Source organism: Thalassotalea sp. PP2-459, assembly GCF_001913705.1.
GTDB lineage: Bacteria > Pseudomonadota > Gammaproteobacteria > Enterobacterales > Alteromonadaceae > Thalassotalea_C > Thalassotalea_C hakodatensis.
Window position 1 is genome coordinate 33,708 of sequence record NZ_MKQD01000029.1, and the last position, 25,169, is coordinate 58,876.

General features: G+C 38.8%; 22 protein-coding genes and 1 riboswitch. Of the genes, 10 read left to right on the forward strand and 12 right to left on the reverse strand.

The window, feature by feature from the left end; genetic code table 11:
• Nucleotides 1-2 precede the first annotated feature (2 nt).
• Together BI291_RS18540 and BI291_RS18545 are read left to right on the forward strand one after the other, a co-directional pair.
• Nucleotides 3-554 (forward strand): response regulator, encoded by a 552-nt coding sequence (locus BI291_RS18540; RefSeq protein ID WP_254849525.1) that lies wholly within the window; start codon nt 3-5, stop codon nt 552-554.
• The gene (locus BI291_RS18545) at nt 541-1,245 is read left to right on the forward strand and encodes a diguanylate cyclase (protein ID WP_254849526.1); all 705 of its coding nucleotides are present in this window, start codon (nt 541-543) and stop codon (nt 1,243-1,245) included. The genes BI291_RS18540 and BI291_RS18545 overlap by 14 nt, the downstream gene beginning before the upstream one ends.
• 16 nt (nt 1,246-1,261) lie before the next feature.
• Here the strand turns inward: BI291_RS18545 and BI291_RS05445 are convergent, their stop codons facing one another.
• Nucleotides 1,262-3,382: a TonB-dependent receptor gene (locus tag BI291_RS05445; protein WP_074496807.1), complete on the reverse strand. Its 2,121-nt coding sequence runs from the start codon at nt 3,380-3,382 to the stop codon at nt 1,262-1,264.
• A 129-nt stretch (nt 3,383-3,511) separates the two neighbouring features.
• Between BI291_RS05445 and BI291_RS05450 the strand changes: the two genes are divergently transcribed.
• Complete coding sequence (locus BI291_RS05450; RefSeq protein WP_074496809.1) at nt 3,512-5,413, forward strand: YfiR/HmsC family protein; 1,902 nt, start codon at nt 3,512-3,514, stop codon at nt 5,411-5,413.
• Here the strand turns inward: BI291_RS05450 and rarD are convergent.
• Together rarD and BI291_RS05460 are read right to left on the reverse strand one after the other, a co-directional pair.
• Nucleotides 5,410-6,297 (reverse strand): EamA family transporter RarD, encoded by an 888-nt coding sequence (rarD, locus tag BI291_RS05455; protein WP_074496811.1) that lies wholly within the window; start codon nt 6,295-6,297, stop codon nt 5,410-5,412. The two genes, BI291_RS05450 and rarD, sit on opposite strands and share 4 nt — an antisense overlap.
• 168 nt (nt 6,298-6,465) lie before the next feature.
• On the reverse strand, nt 6,466-6,921 hold the full coding sequence (locus BI291_RS05460) for a thioesterase family protein (RefSeq protein ID WP_074496814.1): 456 nt from the start codon (nt 6,919-6,921) through the stop codon (nt 6,466-6,468).
• A gap of 123 nt (nt 6,922-7,044) precedes the next feature.
• Between BI291_RS05460 and recQ the strand changes: the two genes are divergently transcribed.
• On the forward strand, nt 7,045-8,859 hold the full coding sequence (gene recQ / locus BI291_RS05465; RefSeq protein WP_074496817.1) for a DNA helicase RecQ: 1,815 nt from the start codon (nt 7,045-7,047) through the stop codon (nt 8,857-8,859).
• 39 nt (nt 8,860-8,898) lie between these two features.
• On the opposite strand, the gene BI291_RS05470 is transcribed toward recQ, so the two are convergent.
• Complete coding sequence (locus tag BI291_RS05470; RefSeq protein ID WP_074496819.1) at nt 8,899-9,198, reverse strand: cytochrome c; 300 nt, start codon at nt 9,196-9,198, stop codon at nt 8,899-8,901.
• 129 nt (nt 9,199-9,327) lie between these two features.
• On the opposite strand from BI291_RS05470, the gene BI291_RS05475 reads away from it, so the two are divergent.
• Both BI291_RS05475 and BI291_RS05480 read left to right on the forward strand, forming a co-directional pair.
• Nucleotides 9,328-9,657: a DUF3630 family protein gene (locus BI291_RS05475; protein ID WP_074496822.1), complete on the forward strand. Its 330-nt coding sequence runs from the start codon at nt 9,328-9,330 to the stop codon at nt 9,655-9,657.
• Entirely contained in the window at nt 9,657-10,133 is a 477-nt protein-coding gene (locus BI291_RS05480; protein WP_074496824.1) for a DUF523 domain-containing protein, read from the forward strand. The genes BI291_RS05475 and BI291_RS05480 overlap by 1 nt, the downstream gene beginning before the upstream one ends.
• On the opposite strand, the gene BI291_RS05485 is transcribed toward BI291_RS05480, so the two are convergent.
• The gene (locus BI291_RS05485) at nt 10,126-11,136 is read right to left on the reverse strand and encodes a diguanylate cyclase (RefSeq protein WP_175573078.1); all 1,011 of its coding nucleotides are present in this window, start codon (nt 11,134-11,136) and stop codon (nt 10,126-10,128) included. The two genes, BI291_RS05480 and BI291_RS05485, sit on opposite strands and share 8 nt — an antisense overlap.
• Nucleotides 11,137-11,558: 422 nt before the next feature.
• A riboswitch (cyclic di-GMP riboswitch) is annotated at nt 11,559-11,641 on the reverse strand.
• A 160-nt stretch (nt 11,642-11,801) separates the two neighbouring features.
• On the opposite strand from BI291_RS05485, the gene BI291_RS05490 reads away from it, so the two are divergent.
• Together BI291_RS05490 and BI291_RS05495 are read left to right on the forward strand one after the other, a co-directional pair.
• Entirely contained in the window at nt 11,802-13,625 is a 1,824-nt protein-coding gene (locus tag BI291_RS05490) for a lipopolysaccharide assembly protein LapB (protein WP_175573079.1), read from the forward strand.
• A 5-nt stretch (nt 13,626-13,630) separates the two neighbouring features.
• Nucleotides 13,631-14,128, forward strand: a complete 498-nt coding sequence (locus BI291_RS05495; protein WP_139302567.1) for a hypothetical protein — start codon at nt 13,631-13,633, stop codon at nt 14,126-14,128.
• 47 nt (nt 14,129-14,175) lie between these two features.
• Here the strand turns inward: BI291_RS05495 and rep are convergent, their stop codons facing one another.
• Nucleotides 14,176-16,203, reverse strand: coding sequence for a DNA helicase Rep (gene rep / locus BI291_RS05500; protein ID WP_074496834.1), 2,028 nt, complete (start codon nt 16,201-16,203; stop codon nt 14,176-14,178).
• Between the two features lie 108 nt (nt 16,204-16,311).
• Between rep and BI291_RS05505 the strand changes: the two genes are divergently transcribed.
• Together BI291_RS05505 and BI291_RS05510 are read left to right on the forward strand one after the other, a co-directional pair.
• Nucleotides 16,312-16,566 carry an accessory factor UbiK family protein gene (locus tag BI291_RS05505; RefSeq protein WP_074496837.1) on the forward strand — a complete coding sequence of 85 codons (255 nt, stop codon included), beginning with the start codon at nt 16,312-16,314 and terminating at the stop codon, nt 16,564-16,566.
• A gap of 84 nt (nt 16,567-16,650) precedes the next feature.
• Complete coding sequence (locus BI291_RS05510; protein ID WP_074496839.1) at nt 16,651-17,289, forward strand: hypothetical protein; 639 nt, start codon at nt 16,651-16,653, stop codon at nt 17,287-17,289.
• A 62-nt stretch (nt 17,290-17,351) separates the two neighbouring features.
• Here the strand turns inward: BI291_RS05510 and BI291_RS05515 are convergent, their stop codons facing one another.
• From BI291_RS05515 to ilvG, 6 genes are all read right to left on the reverse strand, one after another.
• Entirely contained in the window at nt 17,352-18,284 is a 933-nt protein-coding gene (locus tag BI291_RS05515) for an SPFH domain-containing protein (RefSeq protein ID WP_074496842.1), read from the reverse strand.
• Nucleotides 18,285-18,394: 110 nt separating this feature from the next.
• On the reverse strand, nt 18,395-19,963 hold the full coding sequence (ilvA, locus tag BI291_RS05520; RefSeq protein ID WP_074496844.1) for a threonine ammonia-lyase, biosynthetic: 1,569 nt from the start codon (nt 19,961-19,963) through the stop codon (nt 18,395-18,397).
• Entirely contained in the window at nt 19,953-21,821 is a 1,869-nt protein-coding gene (ilvD, locus tag BI291_RS05525) for a dihydroxy-acid dehydratase (RefSeq protein WP_074496847.1), read from the reverse strand. The genes ilvA and ilvD overlap by 11 nt, the downstream gene beginning before the upstream one ends.
• A 109-nt stretch (nt 21,822-21,930) precedes the next feature.
• Nucleotides 21,931-22,857 (reverse strand): branched-chain amino acid transaminase, encoded by a 927-nt coding sequence (locus BI291_RS05530; protein ID WP_074496849.1) that lies wholly within the window; start codon nt 22,855-22,857, stop codon nt 21,931-21,933.
• 44 nt (nt 22,858-22,901) lie between these two features.
• The gene (ilvM, locus tag BI291_RS05535; RefSeq protein ID WP_074496852.1) at nt 22,902-23,189 is read right to left on the reverse strand and encodes an acetolactate synthase 2 small subunit; all 288 of its coding nucleotides are present in this window, start codon (nt 23,187-23,189) and stop codon (nt 22,902-22,904) included.
• A 1-nt stretch (nt 23,190) separates the two neighbouring features.
• Nucleotides 23,191-24,855, reverse strand: coding sequence for an acetolactate synthase 2 catalytic subunit (ilvG, locus tag BI291_RS05540; RefSeq protein ID WP_074496855.1), 1,665 nt, complete (start codon nt 24,853-24,855; stop codon nt 23,191-23,193).
• Between the last annotated feature and the right edge of the window lie 314 nt (nt 24,856-25,169).

Sequence of the window (25,169 nt, forward strand, 5' to 3'; positions counted from 1 at the left end):
TGATGTCAGATAAGTTGTTAGTAGTAGAAGACAGTAATTCGATAGCAGCTGTGATCAAAAAAATTGGTCAAACTTTAGGCTATCAAGTCACTGTGGCTAAGAGTCACGAAGATGTAGTTGCTATTTTAAAAGAAGATGCTTCTTTTTTTGCGGCTACATTAGATTATAACTTACCTGATGCTCAGCAAGGCGAAGTGATTAATACCGTGTTGTCACATGATATTCCAAGTGTGGTGATCACTGGTAAAATGGATGAAGAAACCCGGGCAAAAATTCTAGCACAACCGGTGATTGATTATATTCCGAAAGAAAACAGTCAAGCTTATATGTACCTAAAGCGGATACTATATTGGCAAAAAGCTAATAGAGGAACAGGGGTGTTAGTTGTCGATGATTCGCGTTCTGCGCGTAATTACATAGTTCAATTATTAAAGCGACGAAATTTTGAAGTGTTTGTTGCCGATACAGGCCCTTCTGCCTTAAAAACAATGAAAGAACAACCCCATATAAAGCTGGTTCACCGATTTAGAAATGCCGATTATGGATGGCATTGAATTAACCAATGAGCTTCGCAAGCATTACAATAAAGAACAACTTGCTATTGTTGGTATATCTGGAGCTGCTAATCCCATGTTGTCTGCGCGATTTATCAAAAATGGTGCTGATGATTTTCTACGTAAGCCGTTTTGTACTGAAGAATTTTATTGCCGAATGATGCAGAATATTGAAAATTTGCATAATATTGAGATGATTCAAAAAGCGGCAAACACCGATTACTTAACTGAATTACCTAATCGCCGCGCTTTTTTTAGTGATGCTGAAAAATATTTAAAAGAATACATTGCTGCAGGTAATTGCTTTGGTTTAGTGATGATTGACATTGATTACTTTAAACGTATTAATGATCAATATGGCCATGATGCCGGCGATCATATTTTAAAGTATTTAGCGCTTTATATGAGAAAACATATACCAAATAGTTTATTAGCAAGGTTAGGTGGTGAAGAGTTTGCTGTGTTAATTTCAGGAGAAAACCAAGAAGGTTTATATCAAGTGCTTGATAATTTCCGACAAAAGTTGTCTACTTCGACGGTAAAATACGCCCAGCAAGATATTCATTTTTCAGTCAGTATGGGCGTAGTGTTTAATAGTCATTTATCGCTTGCTGAACAAATGAATATTGCTGATCAAGGACTATATCAATCAAAAGAAAATGGTCGTAATCAGATCACCATCATGGAGTGAATACAACATCGAGGTGTTAAAAGCTCACTGATAACTGCGCGTTAAACCATCGGCCTTTTTGCGGATATGGATGTACTGTTGTTCCCCCTTGTTGATACTGTTTATTCAACAGGTTATCAACACGCAATGCTAATGAAATGTGCTTACTGATTTGGTAACGTAAGTTGGAGTTTACTAATAAACTCGCATTAATTTTCTTTTCTGGTTGATAAAAGTTTACCCCACGCTCTGGATAATGATCCGTTAATGACATGCCTTCCTGTTGAAGGTTGATAGGAGAAAACTGTTTGCCAATATAGCGTAAGCCAAGGTGTAGGCTAAGTTTATTATTAACGGGAAAATCAAAGGTGATATTAGCCGTGAGCTTGGGAATGTTATTAATGTAACTGCCAGTAACGGGTATTTTTTCGCTATTACTTACCGCCCGGTACGTTGCATTTGCCCGAATATTGAGGGCTGGTGTTAAGTATTGAACTTCTTGCTCGACCCCCCAAGAAGATAACTCACCTGCATTACTGTAATTGACGTTTTCGGTACTATTATCGCGAAAGATCACATCTTTTGACTGATCGTAAAAAAAGTTACTCGTAAGCTGCAAGTGATATTGAGGGATATTTATCGTTGGCGACATTTGCAAAGAGCGTAGTATTTCAGGCTTTAATTGCGTAGCACCGATAAAGGATGAAAGGTTGGAAAATCGATTCCAATAAGTGGCGTCTACAAAGGCCTCTGAATAACTCAATTTAAAGCTGATGTCTTTATGTTGATATAATAAGCCAAGTCTCGGGCTTAGTTGATCGATGTTATTGGTCATCTTACGGTTCTTGTAGTCGTAACGTAAACCGATGTTACTTTGCCATTTATCAGTGATCGGATATTTATACTGTAAAAATCCTGAATAGTTACTTTCTGAACCATCGGGTAGTAATGGTTCGCTATTCGAGTTAATTGTGAAGCTATTTGTGGCAGAAAGTACGGTACCGGCGTAAACTTTGTAGCTTTCAAGTTGTATGCCTAATAATAAGTCGCCGCCTTTGGCTTTAAATTCAACGGTGCTCGACACACCACCGGATAACTCTTTCCATGTGGGTGCTAAATAAACAGGTGTTATAGGATCAACAACGACTGCGGTTTCTGCAATATGTTGATCAAAGTATAGACGATTTTTATTTACCCAAGCATCACCAGTTACGGTATTTGTAAAACCGAAATGCGTTGTTAAATAACCAAACCCTGGTCCCGTTCCGTTTACTTTTTCAAAACTGTCGTATTGATATGGTTCACCACTTAAGCCACCAGCAGTAAAGGGTTCAATATAGTGGCTACGTCGACGGTTGAGCAACCATTCACCTGTTGGCGTAGTGATAGAAATGCCAATATCATAAGGATGCTTATCTTTAATGCCATAAATTATCGCTTCGCTATTGGGTTGAGGTTTTTCACTGTAAATATTTTCAGGCGCAAGCGGGATTACTTCGCCATCTGCTTGATACATATCTGCCCACATCACAATATCGGCATGTGAAAAAGTTTTTGCTAAAAGAATGTTAGCAGATTTTTGACCGTGATTACCTACAGATAGATTTGCTTGCTGTTGTTCAATATCAGCAGCGGTTTTGAGGATGATATTAATGGTTGCCGTCAAAGAAACATTGCCGTATAGCGAAGAGGCTGGTCCTCTTAGCACTTCGATCTGTTTAATTTTATTTAACGAAATACTGTGATCTGGCGTTGCCATAGAATAACTTCTACTGTTGAAGCGATGACCATTAACCATAATGAGTATCTTTTGTTGGGCTGAGGTAAAAATACCGCGAGCTGAAATATTGATTTCATTTTGATCTTCTACGTGGGTAAATCCAGGCACATATGTGAGTAACAATTCTTTTAACGTTTGTGCGCCACTTTGTTTAATCATTGAATCAGTAATTAAGCTTACTGGTACAGGAGCTTGGGCAACAGTTTCTTCAGATAGTGAGGCAACGGTAACTTTAGTGTCAATTAATTGTTGAAGGGAAAAATGGAGAAAATCATCATGATTAGCAGGTTGTGCTGCCGTAGGGTAATTTGCATTAGCCTGATGAGCTAGGCCTACTAACAACAATAACGCAATATGGATAATAGACTTGCTAAGCATTTAATTCTTATTGTTATTTTTTATATTGTTAGATTAACCTACGAAGAACTTAGCGGTCAAATTTAGCAGGTGATTTATGATGAAAAAGTCAGTACAGTATTCATAATAATAATAAAAGGTATGGTATTTATGTCCAGCTGGTGGCGTAAAAAACGGGGTATAGTGGCAATGATTCTATCTTGCCAATTGCTGATTGTGTGTACACTTCATGCTCAGCAACTCAGCAGTGATAAAATCAAAACAGCTTATCTTTATAATTTTATTAAGCATGTAGCTTGGCCATCGGAAGATAAAAAAAACGCTTTTACTATTGCCGTATATCAAGACACAGATTTTTATCATAAAGTACAAAAAGAGTTAGCGAGAAAACAGGTTAAGAAAAAGCCAATCGTGGTAACGTTAGCGAATTCAACACAACAAGCGGCAAAGGCAGATCTCGTATTTGTTAATGTCATCGATAAGTTTGATTTGAGTGTTGTTGCGTCAGATCTCAGAAAAACCGATACTTTGCTTGTTACCTTCAATAGCTTGGATAAGCATCATGTGATGTTAAATTTATTTTTTAACTCTAGGACTTCTGCGATCGAATTTGAGGTCAATAAGTCCAATATTGTCTATGAAGGGTTAACTATCTCCAAAGAATTGTTATTGCTTGGTGGTACTGAAATTGATATTGCTGAGCTGTATCGAGAAACGGAACTGGCGATGCAAGAAATGCGTAAAAGAGAAACGCAATTACATAACGATTTACAACACCAAAGTGAAGCGCTAGCGGTAACGGCAAAAAGGTTGCATGTATTAGATCAACAACTGAATGAACGACAACAAATAGCAGAGCAGCGGCAAATACAATTAATCGCGTTAAAAAAAGACATTGAACGACAAAAACAAGCGGTAGCGATAAAAGAAAAGCAATTAAGTGATATGGTCGGCCAGTTAACGACAATTAGAAAAAAATTAAAAACTCAGCAGAAGTCTGTTATTGAAAAAGAGCAAGAAAGCAGCGATATGGAGAGTCGTATTGCGTTTAATCGCGAAGTGATCGCCAAACAAAAATCACAAATTGACCAACAAGGTCAGCAACTAAATCAAAAGAATGTTGAACTAGCCGCGCGTACAGAAATGATTGAGCAGCAGCAGTTTTACCTTATGGTACTTGCTGTTGTTATTTGTATTGCCGTTTTTGTTAGTATTTTATTGGTGTGGTTTATCGTCAAAAATATGCGCACTACGCGGAAATTGAGCTTAACATTAAATAATTTAAAAGAAATGCAAAACCAGTTAGTGCAATCAGAAAAGCTTGCATCTTTAGGCAAGCTCACTGCAGGTGTTGCTCACGAAATCAATACACCACTAGGTATTGCGTTAACCTCAACCAGTTCTGCATTAGAAAACACGCATGAAATTCAACAATATTTTGAATTAAACAATTTAACAAAGTCGCAGATGCGCAAATATTTTGATTCGATTGATCAGGCCTCAAGACTTAATATGTCGTCACTTAACAGAGTCATTGAATTATTAAATAACTTTAAGCAAGTAGCAGCAGATCAGGTAGTTGGCGAAGCGAGAGAAATTAATTTGGTCGACTATAGCCATGAAATAATGCAAACGCTATCAGCAGAAATGAAGCGAAATCATGTCACCTATGAAATCAATGGCCCTGAAAACATTGATATAAAAACAATCCCTGGAGCCCTAGCTCAAGTGTTCACTAATTTAGTCACCAATTCAATTAAGCATGGGTTTGAAAATAGAGCCTCAGGGAAAATAACCTTAAACCTAAGCGTGCAAGGAAGTTGGGTTACGATAGTATATAAAGATAATGGCGAGGGTATGGAACCCGAGGTGTTACTTAATATTTTTGAACCATTTTATACCACAAAAAGAAATAGTGGCGGCACCGGTCTAGGTATGAATATTGTTTATAATATCATTAAACAGCAATTACACGGTGATATTACGATTGAAAGCACCCCAAGTGAAGGTGCACTGTTCAATATAACCATACCAACATCAATTGACCGTTAGCAAACGTTATGTCGATATTTGTATGTGTCGATGCAATAAATAATCAGTGCTAACCAAATAAAACCAAACGTGAGTAATTTCTCATGGCTCACTTGTTCTTGATAGAAAAAGACCGCTAATAAAAACATGATACTTGGCCCAATATATTGGAAAAAGCCAATAGTAGATAGCGTTAGCCGTTTTGCCGCCGCGGTGAAGCATAGCAGTGGCGCGGTAGTTACAATGCCTGTTACGATCAGAAAAGTGTTTAGTGTTATGGTGTTGTTAATCATGTTGCTGGTGCTGGTTTCAACAAAAAATAACCAATAACAAATAGCTATAGGCATCATGATGAATGATTCGATAAGCAGACCGACAATAGAGTCAACGTGTATCTTTTTTCGTAATAAACCATAAATGGCGAATGAAATTGCTAAAGTGAGTGAAATAATCGGTAACGTGCCTAGCGTAAACAATTGAATTAACACGCCTAAAATAGCTAAAGCAACAGCAAATATTTGCCATTTTCGTAACCTTTCACCTAAAAATAGCATGCCAAAAGCAACATTAATTAGTGGGTTGATATAGTAACCTAGGCTTGCATCAAGAATGTGATTGTTGTTTATGGCCCAAATGAACACAAACCAATTGAAGGCTAAAAAGCATGCGCTTAGTGCAAGTTTCCCTATAGTGCTTGGTGATTTAAATAAAGTAGAAGCTATACGTCGTTTTGGAGTGAGCAGTACAAAGCTTAGTAAAAGTAAGCATGACCACAGAATACGATGCACCATAATTTCATCAGCAGGCACATGCTCAATGAGTTTAAAATAGATAGGGGCTAAACCCCATAACACATAGGCAGCTACGGCATTAATAACGCCTAATTTTTGTTCTTGCTGAGTCATGGTATATGCGCTGATTAAATATATATTTTATCATGACTTATGCTAAGTTAATTAATTATTTAATTAGGCGCTTCACTTATTTATCGGGAACAATCCCATCAAAAAGTGTAGTTTTGTACAATTACCAAATATAATGTTGAAAAGGTGTACAGCAAAGTTCAATACGGCCTAGCCAACCATATAGGTACCCGTGCCGAATGCGATATGCACTCCCTCTTCGTTATGTAGCTCCATTCTTGCTACTGCTACCTTACTGCCGCTGCGAATAATACGAGCGGTCGCTACAAACGCTTGACCACGGCCTGGGCGCAAAAAGTCAGTGCGTAAATCAATAGTGCCTAATTTAGATAAACTTCGTGCAATATTGGCTTCCGACGTATCATCAAGATGCTCAATGATGTTAGCTGCTGCAACAATACCGCCAGCGAGATCTAAGGCAGAAGCTGTTACGCCGCCGTGTAATATTTTCTGCATTGGATTACCAATAAGTTTATCTTGCCATTGAAAGCGTATTTCTGAGGTTTGAGTATCGAAAGTTATGATCTCTAACCCTAGCAATTGATTAAAAGGCATGCCACTGTTCCAAAAGTGGGCAATTTGTTTAAAAACGTCGGCTTGATTCATAATGTCTGGTCGGATGAGAGTGATAAGGTAAAGTGTGCACCGTTTTTAGTGAAAAAGAAAGTTTTCTTCTTGAGGTGATAATCGGGTAAAATATGCCTTTCATTTATTTCAGAAGATTTTCCATTGAGTGATCTATCAGTAGCTGAACCGTTAAATACTTTGCAACAAAATTTGCAAGAAATTTTTGGTTATTCTGAATTTAGAGCAGGTCAGCAGCACGTTATAGAGCAAATTATTTCAGGCAGAGATTGTTTGGTGTTAATGCCTACTGGTGGTGGTAAGTCTTTGTGTTATCAATTACCCGCAACCTTGCTAAAGGGTATAACGATTGTTGTTTCTCCGCTGATTGCCTTGATGAAAGATCAGGTTGATAGCTTGAATAGGCAAGGTATTCCTGCTGCCTATGTTAATTCGTCATTGTCGAATGAACAAATACAAGACACTTTTAGTCGGCTCGCGAGTGGGAAATTAACCCTGCTATATGTTGCGCCAGAGCGATTAACACAGCATTATTTTTTACAAGGATTGCATAACTTACCGATTCGTTTATTTGCCATTGATGAAGCACATTGCATTTCACAATGGGGTCATGACTTTAGACCTGCATATACGCGACTATCGATATTAAAAGCGCAATTTCCTGCGATTCCTGTGGTGGCATTAACCGCAACCGCTGACGTGACAACTAGGAAAGATATTTTACAACAGCTAAATTTGCATGATCCTTATATTCAATTAGACAGCTTTGATCGGCCGAATATACGACTAACCATGGCAGAGAAATATCGAGGCGCCACGCAAGTGATAAGTTACATCAAAAAGCGTGGACAAGATGCGGGCATTATTTATTGTAGCAGTCGTTGGCAAGTAGAAAAATTAAGCGAAACCTTGGCAAAAGCAGGTATAAATTGTGCCGCTTATCATGCAGGAATGGAGCATAGTATTCGTGCAGTAGTACAAGATGGTTTCGCTAAAGATAATATTCAAGTGGTGGTGGCAACCGTTGCTTTTGGTTTAGGTATTAACAAGCCGAATATCCGCTTTGTTATTCATTTTGAACCACCAAGAACCCTAGAAGCCTACTATCAAGAAATTGGTCGGGCAGGACGAGACGGCCTTAATGCAGAGGCGCTATATTTACACGATGAAAAAGATGTTTCGCGTATCCAAAAGCGCATACAAGAAACGGAAAACGAACATAAGCGTAACGTAGAGTTATTAAGATTTGCCTCGGTAAATGATTTTGTTGAATCTCAAACGTGTCGTCGGCAGTTAGTACTGAATTATTTTGCGGAATTTACCACATCAGGTTGTGGCAATTGTGACATTTGCTTAGACCCACCAAGTCAATTTGATGGCTTGAAGGTTGCTCAAATGGTGTTATCGTGCGTATATCGTAGTAATCAACAACATAATGCAAATTATGTTATTGATGTATTACGTGGCCAGTTAACAGAAGTCATTGCTCAGGCACAGCATCAACAATTATCAACGTTTGGTATTGGTCGAGATAAAACACCAGGGTATTGGTACGCGATTATTCGTCAATTGATACATTTAGGCTACTTACAACAAGATATAGCGAACCATTCAGCGCTGATGTTAACGCAAGCCTCTCGTTCGATTTTAACCGGTGAGCAAGCCTTGAGTTTAGCAACGCCTAGATTACAAAAAGCCAGTTATTGGCGGCAGGATAAACAATCTGGGCAATATGACCGTGTATTATTTGCCAAGCTGCGAGAGTTGCGAAAAACCTTGGCAGACAGCGAAGACATACCGCCTTATATTGTGTTTAATGATGCGACGTTGTCGGAATTAGCGCGCTTTAAACCGAAAACACCGACAGAAATGCTCAATATCTCAGGGATAGGTCAAACAAAGTTAGCACGTTATGGTGCGCCGTTTTTAAGTGTAATAAATGAAGTAATCGATAAGTAAGGTAAGAAAAAGCGCTCATGGAGCGCTTTTAAAGAGAAATTATTTTAAACTCGCGTAATAAGCCGCTAAGTTTTTCATATCTTCATCAGTTAAAGGCATTGCCATACCTGTCATCATCGGATCTTTACGGGCACCTGATTTAAAGTCTTTTAATTGCTTATAAAGGTACTGTTCTTGTTGCCCTGCTAAATTAGGGTACATTGGCGTTGTAGATATGCCCGTTGCACCATGGCAAACGCCACAGGTTGCTGCTTTTTCTTTACCTTTGGCGATATCGCCTGCGAAAACCGGAGATGCCATCATCACAGTAGCAGCAATTGCTAACGTAAATATTTTCATGCCTATATCTCTCTATCTTTGATTAGAAAATTTAATTGCCTAGCCAGATTATATGAAAAAACAGCATAGCTGTCTCAGATTTTTTTTGTATTATATGCAATAGATCAATATTTCCTAGAGGTAAATCAATTGTCTTGGTTTTTTAATAAAATAAAGTGGCAGCAACAAAATGATGTTATAAGCATTGATACTGAAAAAGTTGAGTCGTTATCACCTTTTACTTGGGAACAAGAAGACATTCCCGAAATATTTTCAGAAATATCGAGCTGCAATGAACAATTATCCCTTAAAAGTACACACTTAGGCGCTGATCGTGTTAGTTATGAAGTCTGTTGGTTTGATTCGGTGTATTGGTTGCATTTTGAATGTTACAGTCAATCTATTTGGTTCGAGGCACTTGATTCAACAGCGATGAAAAATATTAACCCCTTATATGATTATTTAACAGGTAATGCATAATGGAAAAAATTCTTGTCAGTGCATGTTTAATGGGAGATCTGGTTAGATACGATGGTGGACATCAGCAGTTAGTCAATAAAACGTTCGAACAATGGCAGCATGAAGGTAGGCTAGTGAAGGTGTGCCCTGAAGTGGTGGGCGGGTTATCAACACCTAGAGCGCCGGCTGAAAGAGTGTTAAAGGACAATTTAGTAATAGATGTATCAGGAAAAGATGTGACTCACGCTTTTACCCGAGGGGCAAATATCGCGCTGTCGATTTGTCTTGAGCAACAGATTAAATACGCCTTATTAAAAGATTCTAGCCCTTCTTGCGGAAGCAATACCATTTATGACGGGCGGTTTACTGGTAGCAAAATATCAGGGGTGGGTTTAACGACCGAGCTACTACGACAACATGACATTGAAGTTTATAGTGAAAATACGGTGTTATTATTAGCTGAAAAGCTAACACATAATGAAAAAAAGTTTAGCTAGCAACAGTAATTTTGTTACTGCTATGGCGCTGCATATCGACTACTAAAGTACGTGTATAATTAAGTACCGTATCGATATTCTGCGATAAGGTAAAATCATTTACTCCCATTGAGATCGTCATATGGGGCAACCTGACACCAGATTTGCTACTTACGAAGCGAAGCTTTTCAACACCTTGGCGTATTTTTTCGGCAATTTCACTGGCAATATTACGTTCTACTTCGGGTAATAAAATTAAAAACTCATCATGACCGGAACGTACAGGCAAACCGCTATCACCTACATAACTTCCAATTTTGTTGGCTATTTTTGACAATAATACATCGCTTATTAAACCGCCAAACTTTTCGCTTACTAAAGATAGCTTATCAACATTAACAACAATAGCCGCCACTTGCTTGTTAGGGTCTTCAAGTGTCCATTGTTCTAAGTTTTTATTTAATGCCTTGCGATTATATAAACCCGTTAACGGATCGAGGTAAATATCTTTTTTTATCTCGGCCAGTTCAGCTTTTAATAACTGTGATTGCTTTTTAGATATTATCAGTTGGTTAGAAAGTTGCTGTTGCTTCTGACGAAAACTTTTTGACGCTTGTTCGATTTGTTGAATAGCGCCAGTAATGGCTTTTTGATTATTAGATTTCAGATTAACGATATTGTGATCAAGCTTTTTCAACAGAGTATTCGCGCAATTCATCGACTGTTGATTATTATTCGCTAAACTATCTACTAATTCATCGATGTCTGTAACAATTTCTTCCCTAAACGTACTTTGGCCTAAAATATATTGTTTATATAGCTCTTGAATAACATATTCGTCTAGCTTTTTGCCTAAGGATAAATGTTGTTTTATTTGTTGGTTTAACGTTGGGTTTTTACCAATAATATATTCATAACAGATGGCGTAATTTATTGGAGATGCAGGAAGATGCCATTGCTGCAACTGCTTTATAGTCAGTGTTGATGTTTGCTCTGCTTTTTTGATGGAATCATGGTATTGCAAAATTACCCATCCCCTCAGTAAATACGAAAAATAAATTGTTATTGTTATAAGTTCATTCTCTAGTAATTTATAAAAAAGTGCTAGCGTTAATCGCAAATAAATGGAAATAAATAATACCATTTTCACCCAAAGGAGTGACTGCTTAGCGCTACATGGACGATAGTAGAATAAACAAATTTATGTTGCCGATGAAGTTCTAAGTTGATCAAATCTTAAATTCAATTGGTATAAATTCTCGCTAAGCGATCACTTTCTTAGACGGAATGGTATTAATGTTGTTCATTGAGACTTCGGTGAATAAAAAATTTAAGCGTAAACGGTGTAGTAGGTTTAAGGGGACAAGGGAGCACGCAAAGCTAGTGCTAAAAAGAAAGATATAACATAGGAAAAGCCTCAATAGACAAGCCCCCACTATGTCTAAATTCGGTAGTTCCGCTGCCATAGGTTTCCCCGTAGACCGGTAACTTTGCGTCTCTAGCTTTCGCTAGATTTGCCCTTATCGAGCTTTAGTAGCTCAAGAGACATTATATTCATAGATTTTTTCTTGTAAACCATAAATATTGTTTATATGGTAATCTTTATTTGTTTTTTAAATTAAACCCTTGAAATAAAGGGAATTGAAAACTCATCCGATGATTTATAAATTGTTTTTCTACAGTGTATTTTTGTATGTTTTTAGCGCGTCTCTTCTGGCGGAAGATACAGCCAGTACAGATATATTACAGAATATTGCTGACGTTGATCGTTTCTACGAGGGCGATAGAGAGTCAATGCCTTATCAACGTGTATTAACACTTTCTCAACGTGTGATTAAGCAACGCCATTTGTATCATAATAACACGCTAGCAAAAGTGTTTACTTTACTTGCAGATGCAGCGACAAATACTGGCGATCTCGCAAAGTCATTACAATTTGCTCAAGATGGGGTCACGTTATTGGGCGTTGACCAACAAATAAATTTAAGGCTTTTACTAAAAGTTGCAGCAGGATATTACTACAAAGGTCAGTTTAATAGCGCCAAAGAAGTTGCTGAACGAGCGGTGTCACAGGCACAAGCACTTAACCATGTTGAGTTATTAATCAATGCGTTAAGTTATCGGGCGATGGCCAACGCGTTATTAGCTGAACATGATAATGCATTAACTGATATTGAACGCATTGAGCTGTTACTTGCTGAGCAACCTAGGTTGTCAGATCGTATTTCTTTAATTAATTTATTGGCTAACGCGCATTATTATTTGGGAGACGATAATACCGCTATTTCTTTATATAATAAGGTGTTAAAACTTAGGTTTGAGTTGAATAAAGTGGCTAACATTGATCAAACCTATTATCACTTAGCGCGTTCTTATTTATCATTGGGCATGTTAGACGATGCTTACAATGCCTTTTGGGAAGCCTTAACCTACGCCCAAAAGAAACAAGCCCCTATTCGTATTGCTTATGCTCAGTCGGGCTTAGGGAAAGTACATTTTTTACAAACAGATTATCAACAAGCGTTAAACTTATTTAATAAAGCTGAATTGGGTTTTCGTGGTTACAATTTAACGCAACCGTATTTAACGGTTTTATTAGATTTAGCAAGAGTGCATGAAACATTAAATAACAAGTCAGAAAGTTATAGGTATTTAACGAAAGCTCAACGTATTTCTGCTTCAACTGAACTGACGGAAAAGCAAATTGTGTTACATTTAATGGCGGCAAAAATGTACCGTGATCTTGGTCAATTCGATAAAGCCTTAGCTGCTTATTTTCAATATACTGAGCAGGAAAAAGTGTTTAAACATTACGGCGAAAAAAATGTACTTCAAGAGGAAAAAAATCACGCTACAAGCCAAAAAAGTCGAAATTTTTCATTACAATTTGCCAACCAATCAACCTTAACGCAAGAATATCAATTCAAATATCAACAACAACAAAAACTGATTAGTTTATTGATATTTTTTGTTATTATTTTGTTTGTTTTTTGTCTTTGGTTAGGAGTAAAGCTAAGAGCACTTAAATTAAAATACGTGTATGAAGAAGCGGAAAAGCCTATCGACTATATCGCTGGACCTAGCTACAGTAAAAAACTGTACCAATATCATTATAAAATGGCGCGAAAATTCGAGTACCCGTTAACTATAGGTTACTTCACGATTGAAAATTGGAATGAACTGACGTTTCAGTTTAATAAAAAAACCGTCGCAGAAGTCACATTGGCGTTATTTGAATTAATTTACAACGCTAAGGAAGAGTTTGTTCAAGTAGGGGTGATAAACGATGGCGAGTATTTATTTTTGGCACCACATCAACGGCCAGAAGAGTTACAGCAAAATTTAGAAAAGCTTGCCCAAGCAGTTAAACTACAATTCTTTGCAAACCTAGGTGAGTTTTCATTAAAAGTTCGGTACGATTGCCAGTCTCCCAGTGTGCAAGATATCGACCCATATATCTTTTTATCGCGAATAAGTGATGCAACTGTTCCTGATAGTCGTTTTAATGTGTAGGTTTTATGATGATGTTTTTATTGGCTGTCTTAGCCATATTTATAGCGGTAAGTGTGTATTTTTATTTTAAAGCTGAAGGTCTTCAACAGCAGTTGATTGCTGCAAAACGGGAGAGGAATAACGCTAAGAAAGAAGCCAAAGTGTTATTTGAGTCTATAGCGGTTATCGCACGTAAAAATGAAGAGGTAGTGAAAAATCGAGCTCGGCAATTACAAGAAAAAGATACACAAATTGATGCAGAATTTCTTGATTTATTACATCCCTTTATCAACAATTATGCAGTAATTTATACTGAAGCCCTGCGTGAAAAAGGAAAATTACATAAAATTACGAAAAAATGTTTCGAAAGCTATCAAAAAGACAGTTACCGTAGATTCACAGGCCAAATTGGGGCAATGAAACCCCATATTAATAGGGCATGGTCAGAAAATAATATTGCTGCATTAATCACATTTACCGAAGCAATTTTTTATTATTTAGAAAACCCTGAAAGCGAAGAGTAATAAACCCTTTTGAATAAATTGCTTGATGCTACTTAACCTCAGGTTACTTACTTTGATTGGCCTTTGTTTTTTAATAACTCGCGTAAATTTGCTACACCCGCTTTAGCAGTATGTTGCTTTTGTTCTTGCGTTTTTGTTGCCTTTTTTAATTCCCAGTTAAGATCGTCTTGTGGCAATTCATGTAAAAACCGGCTAGATTCTGTGCGTGAAACCTCGCCAAACTGTCTACGTTCTCTGGCATAAGTAAAAGTGAGCTCTCGTTGAGCGCGGGTAACGCCTACGTAAGCTAAGCGTCTTTCTTCTTCGACATTCCCTTCATCAATACTAGTTTGATGCGGCAAAAGCCCTTCTTCCATACCGATTAGGTAGACATATGGAAATTCTAGACCTTTCGAGGCGTGTAAGGTCATTAATTGTACTTGATCGGCAAACTCTTCTTCTTCGTTACGTTCCATCATGTCGCGAAGTGTTAAACGTGTGACAATTTGAGGCAAAGTCATTGGCTCTTCATCGTCTGTTCCTTCAAGCATTTGCGTAACCCAACTGAATAATTCAGTTATGTTTTTCATGCGCATTTCTGCTGCTTTTGCGCTAGGGGAAGTATCGTATAACCAATCTTCATAGTTAATTTCGCGGATCATGCTTCTCAGCACCGCAGCGGTATCGCCTCTTTCTGCATTATCGGCAGTTTCAACCAGCCAACGTGTAAAAGCTTGCATTTTAGCTAAGCCTCGACCCGTTAAATGCTGTTCTAAGCCAAATTCAAAACTGGCAGCGAACATACTAATTTGGCGCTTATTTGCGTAACTGCCTAATTTTTCTAGTGTTGCTGGGCCGAGTTCTCGTTTTGGTACATTCACTATCCGCAAAAAGGCATTATCATCATCAGGATTTACTAATACACGTAGGTATGCCATGACGTCTTTTATTTCAGCGCGTGAGAAAAAAGAGGTTCCTCCACTAATCTTGTATGGAATACGGTTAGTCATTAATGCTTTTTCTAACAATCGTGACTGATGATTGCCACGATAAAGGATGGCGTAGTCTTTATAATGACTACGATTTAAAAAGCGATGACCGATCAAATCACCCACCACCCGTTCAATCTCATGTTCTTCATTCTTTGTCTGCAATACCCGCAACTCGACACCGTAATCAAGTTCACTAAATAATGATTTATCGTAAACATGCGGGTTATTAGCAATAAGAATATTCGCGCACTTTAAAATACGACCACTTGAGCGGTAATTTTGTTCGAGTTTAATCAATTTTAACGTAGGATAATCTTGCCCTAGTAATACTAAGTTCTGTGGTTTAGCACCTCGCCAAGAATAAATAGATTGGTCATCGTCGCCTACCACTGTTAAACGGCCGCGTTCTCCAGTAATTAATTTTACCAGTTCGTATTGGCTGGTATTGGTATCTTGATATTCATCGACCAGCATATAGCGAATTTTATTGCGCCATCGTTCTCTCACTTCAGGATAATTTTTTAGCAGTAGCGTTGGGATCAAAATTAAATCATCGAAATCTAACGCATTATACGCTTTCATATGCTGATGGTATTGTTGATAAAACTCTGCATATTGCAACGTATCTGCATCGCTTGATTGCTTAATGGCTGCATCAGGAAGGAGTAAATCATTCTTCCAATTAGAAATCATGCTTTGTAATTTATTGAGTAAGTCTTTATCGCCACCGAACTGTTCATCGGTTAACTCTTTAAGTAAAGCGAGTGTGTCTTGATCATCAAATAAGGTAAAGCCGGGTTTGTAACCTAAGGTTTTTATTTCTCTTTTAACAATATCAAGACCTAACGAGTGAAAGGTTGAAACCGTTAATCCACGGGTTAAATCACGGCCAAGCATTTTTATCACACGTTCTTTCATTTCACGTGCCGCTTTATTGGTAAAGGTTACCGCAGCAATATTACGGGCTTTGTAATCACATTTATTAATTAGATACGCAATTTTTTGACAGATCACCCCAGTTTTTCCACTGCCGGCACCTGCTAAAACTAGGCAGGGTCCGCTGACATAATTAACCGCTTCTTGTTGTCCGGGGTTGAGTTTCATGAGTTAACGCAATTGACGATAAAGGGCGGTGATTTTACCTTGTTTTTTACGTTGGCAAAATAGCTAAATCGATTACAATAGTAATATATATTGTGATGAGGCTTAGCCATGATTAACGCGAAAAAAATTGAAGATATAGCTAAACAAGTAACAGAGGCTATTCCGCCTGGCTTGAAAAATTTAGCGACTGATTTTGAAGATAAAACCAAAACGGTGCTACAACGAAAATTATCAGAACTTGATGTAGTGACTCGGGAAGAGTTTGATATACAAACTCAAGTATTGATCAAAACGCGAGAGAAATTAGCAATACTTGAACAAAAAGTAAATGAGCTCGAAGCTAAAGTTAATGACGTAACATAAGGCTTGGACTCCCGTTAATCAAGCAAGACATTTTGTTTTTTGGTCAACATTTTTATTATTTTTACTCATTGAAAGGGATGACGTATGTTTAACATTCTAAAAAAAATACCAGTATTTATTACGATAGCTTTAGGTGTATTGTTATCACATCAAGTAGTCGCACAAGACACGTTTGTAAAAGATAAAATTGAAAGCTTTTCAATAATGGGCATATCCCTGACGACCAAGCCTGCAGAACTAGACCGTTTGTTAGATCAGCACCCTTTGCAATTTAAATGTAGCGTTGAACAAAGTGGTATTAGCGTCAATCGACAGAATTATCCTGTAGAGTATCGAAAGTGCAAAGCAAGTGGCGTTAAAATTGAACTCACTATCACGCATACTGACGAACAAATTTCACAGATTCATTTCAGAGGTCAAAGCAAAAAAAATTATCATGCAGAGCTGCTGAGTGACATCAAAATACTTAGTCAAGATTTGATTAAAGCAGGTAAAGTGCTACAAAAGAGTCATCCTAAGAGCTCAGATAAAGAGGGCTTCTTTTATCGAAGCGATGAAATGGCTCCTGGGATGAGCGATACAAATTTGGCTTTAATAACGTCGGCAACATGTACTCACCAAGTGCCTCCTACAGTCGTTGGTCTTTCAGCACGAATTATGGAAATGCCAGGTTTAAATGACGTTGCGGTTACGGTGAGTAACGGTAACGCCCATCTCTGTTAATTGTACTTGAGTGAAAAGCCTATTGAGTCACCAATAGGCTTGGAGGCTTCATGAATTTATGTCTACTTTTCTTTCATGTTCCAAAGTATGCCTTGGTCGCTACCCATAACCGTTGTTGGTAGTTTTCCATCCCACTGTTGGGCTTTAACATATTCAACAAGCACTTTACTGGTTTTTATCGCTTCAGCTTTTTTCTTTATTGCTTCCGCTTCCGCTAAACCTTTTAATTTAATCGCTTCTGCTTCAGCTTTTGCTTCAGTTGTGATGGCATATGCTGAACCGTCAGCTCGTGCTTTTTCTGCATCTCGTTTGGCTTCTGCAGTATTTACTTCACGTTGTGCTTCAAGCTTTTGACGCTCTAAACGATGTTCTTCTGCTGCAGCGAGGTTTTTCTCTGTTTGTTTCGTTTCAATACTCTGTAAATATTTAGGTGGTAGCACCAGGTTTTCAATTTGAACACTATCTAGTTTTACCGGGAATTCAGTCATTTCTGATAATAGTGTTTCTTCAATTTTTTGAATCACTTGGCCACGATTTTGAACAATCTGCTCTGCTTTAAATCTTGCTAACGCGTCTTTTGTTGCTGAACGTAATCTTGGGTCAAGAATACGGTTTTCAAATTGATCTAAACCGCCGTAATTTTTATAAAGCTCGAATGCTTCCGAGCGTATTACTGTCCAGTTCACTGAAACTTCAGCAGTCACTGGCATTTGTTCGTAGGTAGAAGCTTTTAAAGATTCTGCATTTTTTCGAGTACGTATTTCTAACTCTTCTATAGTATCTGCCAGTGGTACTTTAGTGTGCAGCCCTGGATTAACCTGTGTGGTTGCTTCCCCAAAGCGTTTTACTATCCCTACATGGCCTTCATCTATGGTATAAAATGTCATCCATGCACTAATGATAACCACTACAGCAATAATGACTTTAATCAAGTGTTTAGTCACTTGAGGAGAGTCGATATCTGGTGTTTTCGATGCTAGGTTATTTTTCAACATATAAGCTCCTACTAAAGTATGTTTACTTGACATAATATGTCATCGGAGCTGTATGCTGTCAAGTTGTTAATGACTTAGTGGTGATATTAACTTCGCACTATGTTGATGTTTTAACTCAAAAAATTTTGATAAGCAGGGTTGCTTGTTTCTTCTTGCCACGCATAATTTAATGCTTTTACATGATTGAAAAAATCAAGCTGATCATCGTTCGTTACTTCAAAACCAGCTAACACCTGTCCGAATGCTGCACCGTGGTTTCGATAATGAAATAAACTAATATTCCAACGTTCGCCTAAAGTGTTTAGAAAGTTTTCTAATGCGCCTGGATATTCCGGAAATTGGAACCTGAATATACGCTCTTGCGTTGTTGATATATTATGGCCACCTATCATGTAACGCACGTGTAGCTTTGCAAGTTCATTGTTGGTAAAGTCATTCACCAAATAACCCTGTTGTTGCAATAAAGTGATTAACGCTTCTCTTTCTTGCTGACCAGATAGTTTGATACCAACAAAAATATGGGCTTGTTCATCGGCGCTATTTGATTGTGCCTGACGATAGTTAAACTCAGTGATCACACGCCCTTCAAGCGTCTGACAAAAGCGTCTGAAGCTGCCTTTTTTCTCTGGAATTGTGACCGATAGTACGGCCTCTTTTTGCTCGCCTAATTCACAGCGCTCAGAAACATAGCGAAGTGTGTGAAAATTCATATTGGCGCCAGATAATATGGCGACAAGAGTTTCATTGCCTGCGCTCGTTTGGCAATATTTTTGTAACCCTGCTAACGATAATGCACCTGCGGGCTCTGCTATAACACGAGTATGTTCAAAAATGTCTTTTATTGATGCGCATATTTCATCTGTTGATACGGTGATCACCTGATCACAATATTTTTTGATTAAATCGAATGTGTTTTCGCCGATACGTTTTACCGCAACGCCATCGGCAAAAAGCCCCACTTGGTTAAGATCAGTAGGGCTACCATGTTCCATTGCAGCTTTAAGGCATGCAGAATCTTCCGCTTCAACACCAATGACTTTGATATTCGGCTGTAATTGTTTTAAATAAACAGCCATGCCGGCTAATAATCCACCACCGCCAACAGGCACGAAAATAACATCACAAGAAGATTGTTGCTGCAATATTTCTTTTGCAACAGTACCTTGCCCAGCAATAACATCAATATCGTCAAACGGGTGTATAATGGTTTTGCTTTCATCTTTCGCAAATTGTAAACACGCGGTAGCTGCTTCATTAAAACTTTTACCCACTAGGCGTACATCAGCACCAAAGCGGCGAACATTATCTACCTTAATATCAGGGGTTGTGATCGGCATAACAATTGTCGCGTTAATGCCTAACTTATTCGCGGCTAAGGCTAATCCTTGTGCATGATTACCTGCTGAGGCAGCAATAACACCATGAATACATTGTGTTTCAGATAAATTCGCGAGCTTGTTATACGCACCACGTAATTTAAACGAATGAACAGGCTGCTGGTCTTCTCGTTTAAGAAAGATTTGATTGCCTAACCGTGTTGAAAGTTTATTTAGTGGTGTTAATTCGGTTTCAACAGCAACGTCATAAATAGGCGCAAGTAAAATACGTCTCAGGTAATCTAACGCTTGTTCTTGATCTTCATTAAGTTGACTTAACGCTTGTTGCTCTTCATCCGTCACTGCTTTGTACTCCGTCTAGCAATTCTCGATTACGTACTGCACCTTTATCAGCACTGGTTGCTAACATCGCATAGTTTTTTAGCGCATAACTGATTGGACGAACACGATCTTCTGGCTTCCATGCATTGTTTCCTTTAGCATTCATAGCATCACGTCGTTGTGTGAGCTCTTCCTCACTAACGTTTAATTGAATACTTCTGCTAGGAATATCAATATGAATAATGTCACCTTGCTCAACTAAGGCAATCGTGCCGCCACTTGCCGCTTCAGGTGAAACATGACCGATAGAAAGCCCTGAAGTACCACCAGAAAAGCGGCCGTCGGTTAATAGTGCGCATGCCTTACCTAAGCCCATTGATTTCAAGTATGTAGTAGGATAAAGCATTTCTTGCATACCAGGGCCTCCCTTCGGGCCTTCATAGCGAATAACTACAACTTCACCGGCAACGACACTCCCGTTTAAAATACCTTCAACAGCTGCATCTTGGCTTTCAAAAATATGTGCAGGTCCGGTAAACGTTAAGTTATCCTCAGATACGCCTGCGGTTTTAACTACACAGCCATCAGCGGCTATGTTACCTGATAAGACGGCTAGGCCACCTTCTGTAGAGAACGCATTGTCAATGCTTCGGATACAGCCATTTTCTCGATCGTCATCTAAAGTGTCCCATCGGCAATCTTGACTAAAAGCTTTGGTGGTACGAATACCTGCAGGGCCAGCACGATAGAATTTTTTAACTTCTTCGTCTTCAGTCACTTTGATATCGTATTTAGCGATAACGTCTGCCAATGTGGTACCTAATACATTAGGTACATCAGTATTCAATAAACCAGCACGGGCTAACTCGCCTAAAATAGCGATAACGCCGCCAGCACGATGTACATCTTCCATATGGTATTTAGGCGTGGAAGGTGCAACTTTACATAGTTGTGGCACTACTCGTGATAACTTGTCCATATCTTCCATGGTATAGTCAACTTCTGCTTCTTGCGCCGTGGCTAATAAGTGCAATATGGTATTCGTTGAGCCACCCATCGCAATGTCTAAACACATCGCATTATGCAATGCTTCTTTACTGGCGATATTGCGTGGTAACGCTGACTCATCATTGTCTTGGTAATATCGCTTAGTTAAGTTAACAATTTCTTTACCAGCATCTAAGAATAACTGTTTTCGATCTGCATGTGTTGCTAACATCGAACCATTACCCGGCAACGCTAACCCCAAAGCTTCTGCTAAACAGTTCATTGAATTTGCGGTAAACATGCCTGAACAAGAGCCACATGTTGGACAAGCAGAACGTTCTACTTGATCACTTTGTTCATTCGAAACGGTTGGATCAGCGCCTTGGATCATGGCATCTACTAAATCAAGCTTGATAATTTGGTCAGAAAGCTTGGTTTTTCCTGCTTCCATTGGTCCGCCAGAAACGAAAATTACTGGAATATTTAAACGCATTGCTGCCATTAACATGCCCGGAGTAATTTTGTCGCAGTTTGAGATACAGACCATGGCATCAGCACAATGTGCATTGACCATATATTCAACAGAGTCAGCAATAAGATCACGAGAAGGCAAGCTATATAACATACCACTGTGCCCCATCGCGATACCATCGTCGACGGCTATGGTATTGAATTCTTTGGCAACACCACCTGCTTCTTCAATGGCGCCAGCGACTAATTGTCCCATGTCTTTTAAATGGACATGGCCTGGCACAAACTGAGTGAATGAATTAACCACGGCAACAATAGGTTTACCAAAATCATTATCTGTCATTCCTGTTGCACGCCATAATGCGCGAGCGCCCGCCATATTGCGGCCTTGAGTTGAAGTGGCTGATCTTAATTTAGGCATAATGTAATTCCATGAAGATAATAAATTTACTTGTGAAAACGAACTAAATCGCGAGTTTTAACAAGCAAACTTAGGGGGAATATTTACCCCCTAGATTGCTATCAAATTGTTATTTTACTGGCGCTAACCAAGCATCATCAATTGGTGTTGTGCCATCAAAAATACCGAAAAATGCCGCTTGAATAGCTTGGGTTATCGGGCCTCTTGTGCCGCTGCCAACAGGTAAACCGTCAACAGATTTAACCGGTACAACCTCTGTTGCAGTACCTGTCATGAAAAACTCATCAGCTAAATAAAGTGACTCTCGTGAAACAGGTTCTTCGCGCACTTCATAGCCTAATTTACGAGCAAGTTGAATAACGGTATCTCGCGTTAAGCCAGGTAAAATAGATGCGGTACTAAATGGAGTGTAAATAACGCCATTACGCACTAAAAATAAGTTTTGTCCTGCACCTTCGCTCACCATGTTGTTTACATCAAGGGCAATTCCTTCTGTATAACCGTGACGGCCTGCTTCCATTGAAATAAGCTGAGAAGACAGGTAGTTACCACCAGCTTTTGCAGCAGTTGGCATAGTATTTGGTGCTAAGCGATTCCAGCTTGATACCCCAACTTCAACACCATCTTCAATGGCATCTGCGCCTAAATAGGCTTCCCATGCAAATGCTGCAACCATCAAATCTGCTTTTGCATCAACAGGTGGACGTAAGCCCATACCAACATCACCTAAGAACGCCAATGGGCGTAAATATGCAGAATCTAAGTTATTTTTAGCAACGGCATCTTTACACGCCTGCATAACTTCTTCACGAGTAAAAGGAATATTCATGCGATACACTTTTGCAGAATCAAAAAGTCTATCGATATGTTCTTCTAATCGAAATATACATGTGCCTTTGTGTGTTTGATAGGCACGAATACCTTCAAATACAGATGAACCGTAATGTAAAGCGTGACTCATCACATGTACGGTTGCGTCTTTCCATGGGATAAGACCACCATTAAACCAGATGAGTTCTGCACTAACTTTTGCCATTTTCTTTTCCTAATTTTGATCATGTTCAGCGAATATACCGCTGATTATTTGTATTGGGTGCTTAGTAAGTAATCTTGCACGCTGCTTTGGCGCGAGCTTCTATTGTCTACTTTGACACCCTTGATGTCGATCAGTTTATTGATTTGGTCGACCAATAATTCAATAGGACGTTCACTACTAACTTGTAGTTCTATGGTGCCGATTTGTGTGCCAGTATTGACAACCGCGCTCATGCCATTAATTAAAAAGCCGCGATAACGCGTCACTTGTAAAATGCGTTCTAATACCACTTGTTTATCGTCAACTGTGATGAGTAATTGATAATGGTTCATCTTAGCTGCTCTCCATCATTTTATCGTTTGCTGTTTCTGGCGGTACAAGCGGCCAAACATTTTCTTGCGCATCTATTTTCACTTGTAGAAGGTATGGGCCATCATGGTCTAACATTTCATCAACGGCTTCACTAACTTGATCTTTTTCGGTGATCATTTTTGATTGGATATCAAAAGCGTTTGCTAGCATTAAGAAATCTGGATTATCAGATAGATCGGTTTCGCTCAGTCGACCATCAAAAAATAGGTCTTGCCATTGTCTTACCATGCCTAGCTTAGCGTTATCAATCAGAACGATTTTTACCGGTAGCTGAAAACGTTTTATCGTCGATAGTTCTTGTACATTCATCATGAATGAACCGTCACCTGTAACTGCGATAATCGTATCGTGTGGTCTACTCACCTGCGCACCGATTGCTGCTGGCAAACCAAAGCCCATGGTTCCCATGCCACCACTGGTTAAGAAGTTACAAGGTTCATTAAACGACATGTGCTGCGCAGCCCACATTTGGTGTTGACCAACATCGGTGGTTACACAGGCATTTTCAGACATTTTCTCACTGATTTCATTCAATACTGCTGGCGCATAAATACCTTTGCCGGGGTGATCATATTGCCAGGCAAAATCTTTCTTCATCGTTACGATTTTATCTTGCCAATCAGTAATATTCAAAGGCATAGAAAGCAAAGGTACGTTGACTTTTAAATCGCCAAGGATAGCGGCATCAGCGGCTCTTCGTTTATTAATTTCAGCTGTATCAATGTCAAAATGAATAACTTTCGCGTTAGGAGCAAATTCATTTAATTTTCCAGTGACTCGATCATCAAAACGCGCACCAACGGCCACTAATAAATCACATTCTTGTACAGCTAAATTTGCTGCTTTAGTGCCATGCATACCTAACATACCTAAGTAATATGGGTTGTCGTCATTAATGGCACCTAGCCCTTTAAGAGTCGACACGCAAGGTAATCCTGTTTCGTTTGCAAATTGACGAACTTCATCTAACGCGTTTGCCATACCTACACCGCCGCCAACATAAAGGATAGGTTTTTTAGCTTGCGATAACACCTCAAGTGCTTTGGAAACGTCAGCAGGGGGAAGCTTCACCTTATTGGTGATTTTATCGTAATGAATGCCTAATTTTTCCACTGCAGCTAGTTGAACATCTTTTGGAATATCAACTAATACCGGCCCCTGACGTCCCTCAAGTGCAATGGTGAATGCTTTATGAAGAACTTTTTCTAGTTCATCAACACTACGTACTTGAAATGAGTGTTTAGTACATGCCAAAGATAGGCCAAATACATCAATTTCTTGGAAAGCGTCAGAACCCATTGCTGCGGTAGCAACTTGTCCAGTGATAGCAACAATAGGAATGGAATCAGCTAACGCATCAGCAAGCCCGGTGATTAAGTTGGTTGCACCAGGACCTGATGTTGCTAAGCATACACCTATTTTACCGGTGGCTCTAGCATAGCCAATAGCTGAAAAGGCTGCACCTTGTTCGTGTCGCACGAGAAAATGTTGAACATCACTATCATACAAAGCATCGTATATTGGCATAATAGCACCGCCTGGATATCCAAATACGTGTTGTACGCCATGTTGTTGCAGCACATCAAATAATAAAGATCCACCGGTGTGTTGATTGTCAGTTGCCATGATTGTTTTATACTTTTGAGAGTGGTTAACCCTACTAAGTAGACTCCTTTTGTCTTGTTACCTTAACGTTCACGTTAATTGGCTGCCCTATACGAAAAACCCCCCGGTCCATTAGGAGCGGGGGGTTTGTAGTTAATTTCTGAGTTTACTTTAGCTCAACAAACGGCCCCGCGATGATTTAATAATCACCACGACGAGAATGTTAATAATGACTGAGCTATAGTTTTGCATGTTTATTCGATTACTCTGAAAAAATATTAAATTTTGCGCTTAATTCGCTGTCTTTTTAAATTAGTATCATAGCTCTAATTCAA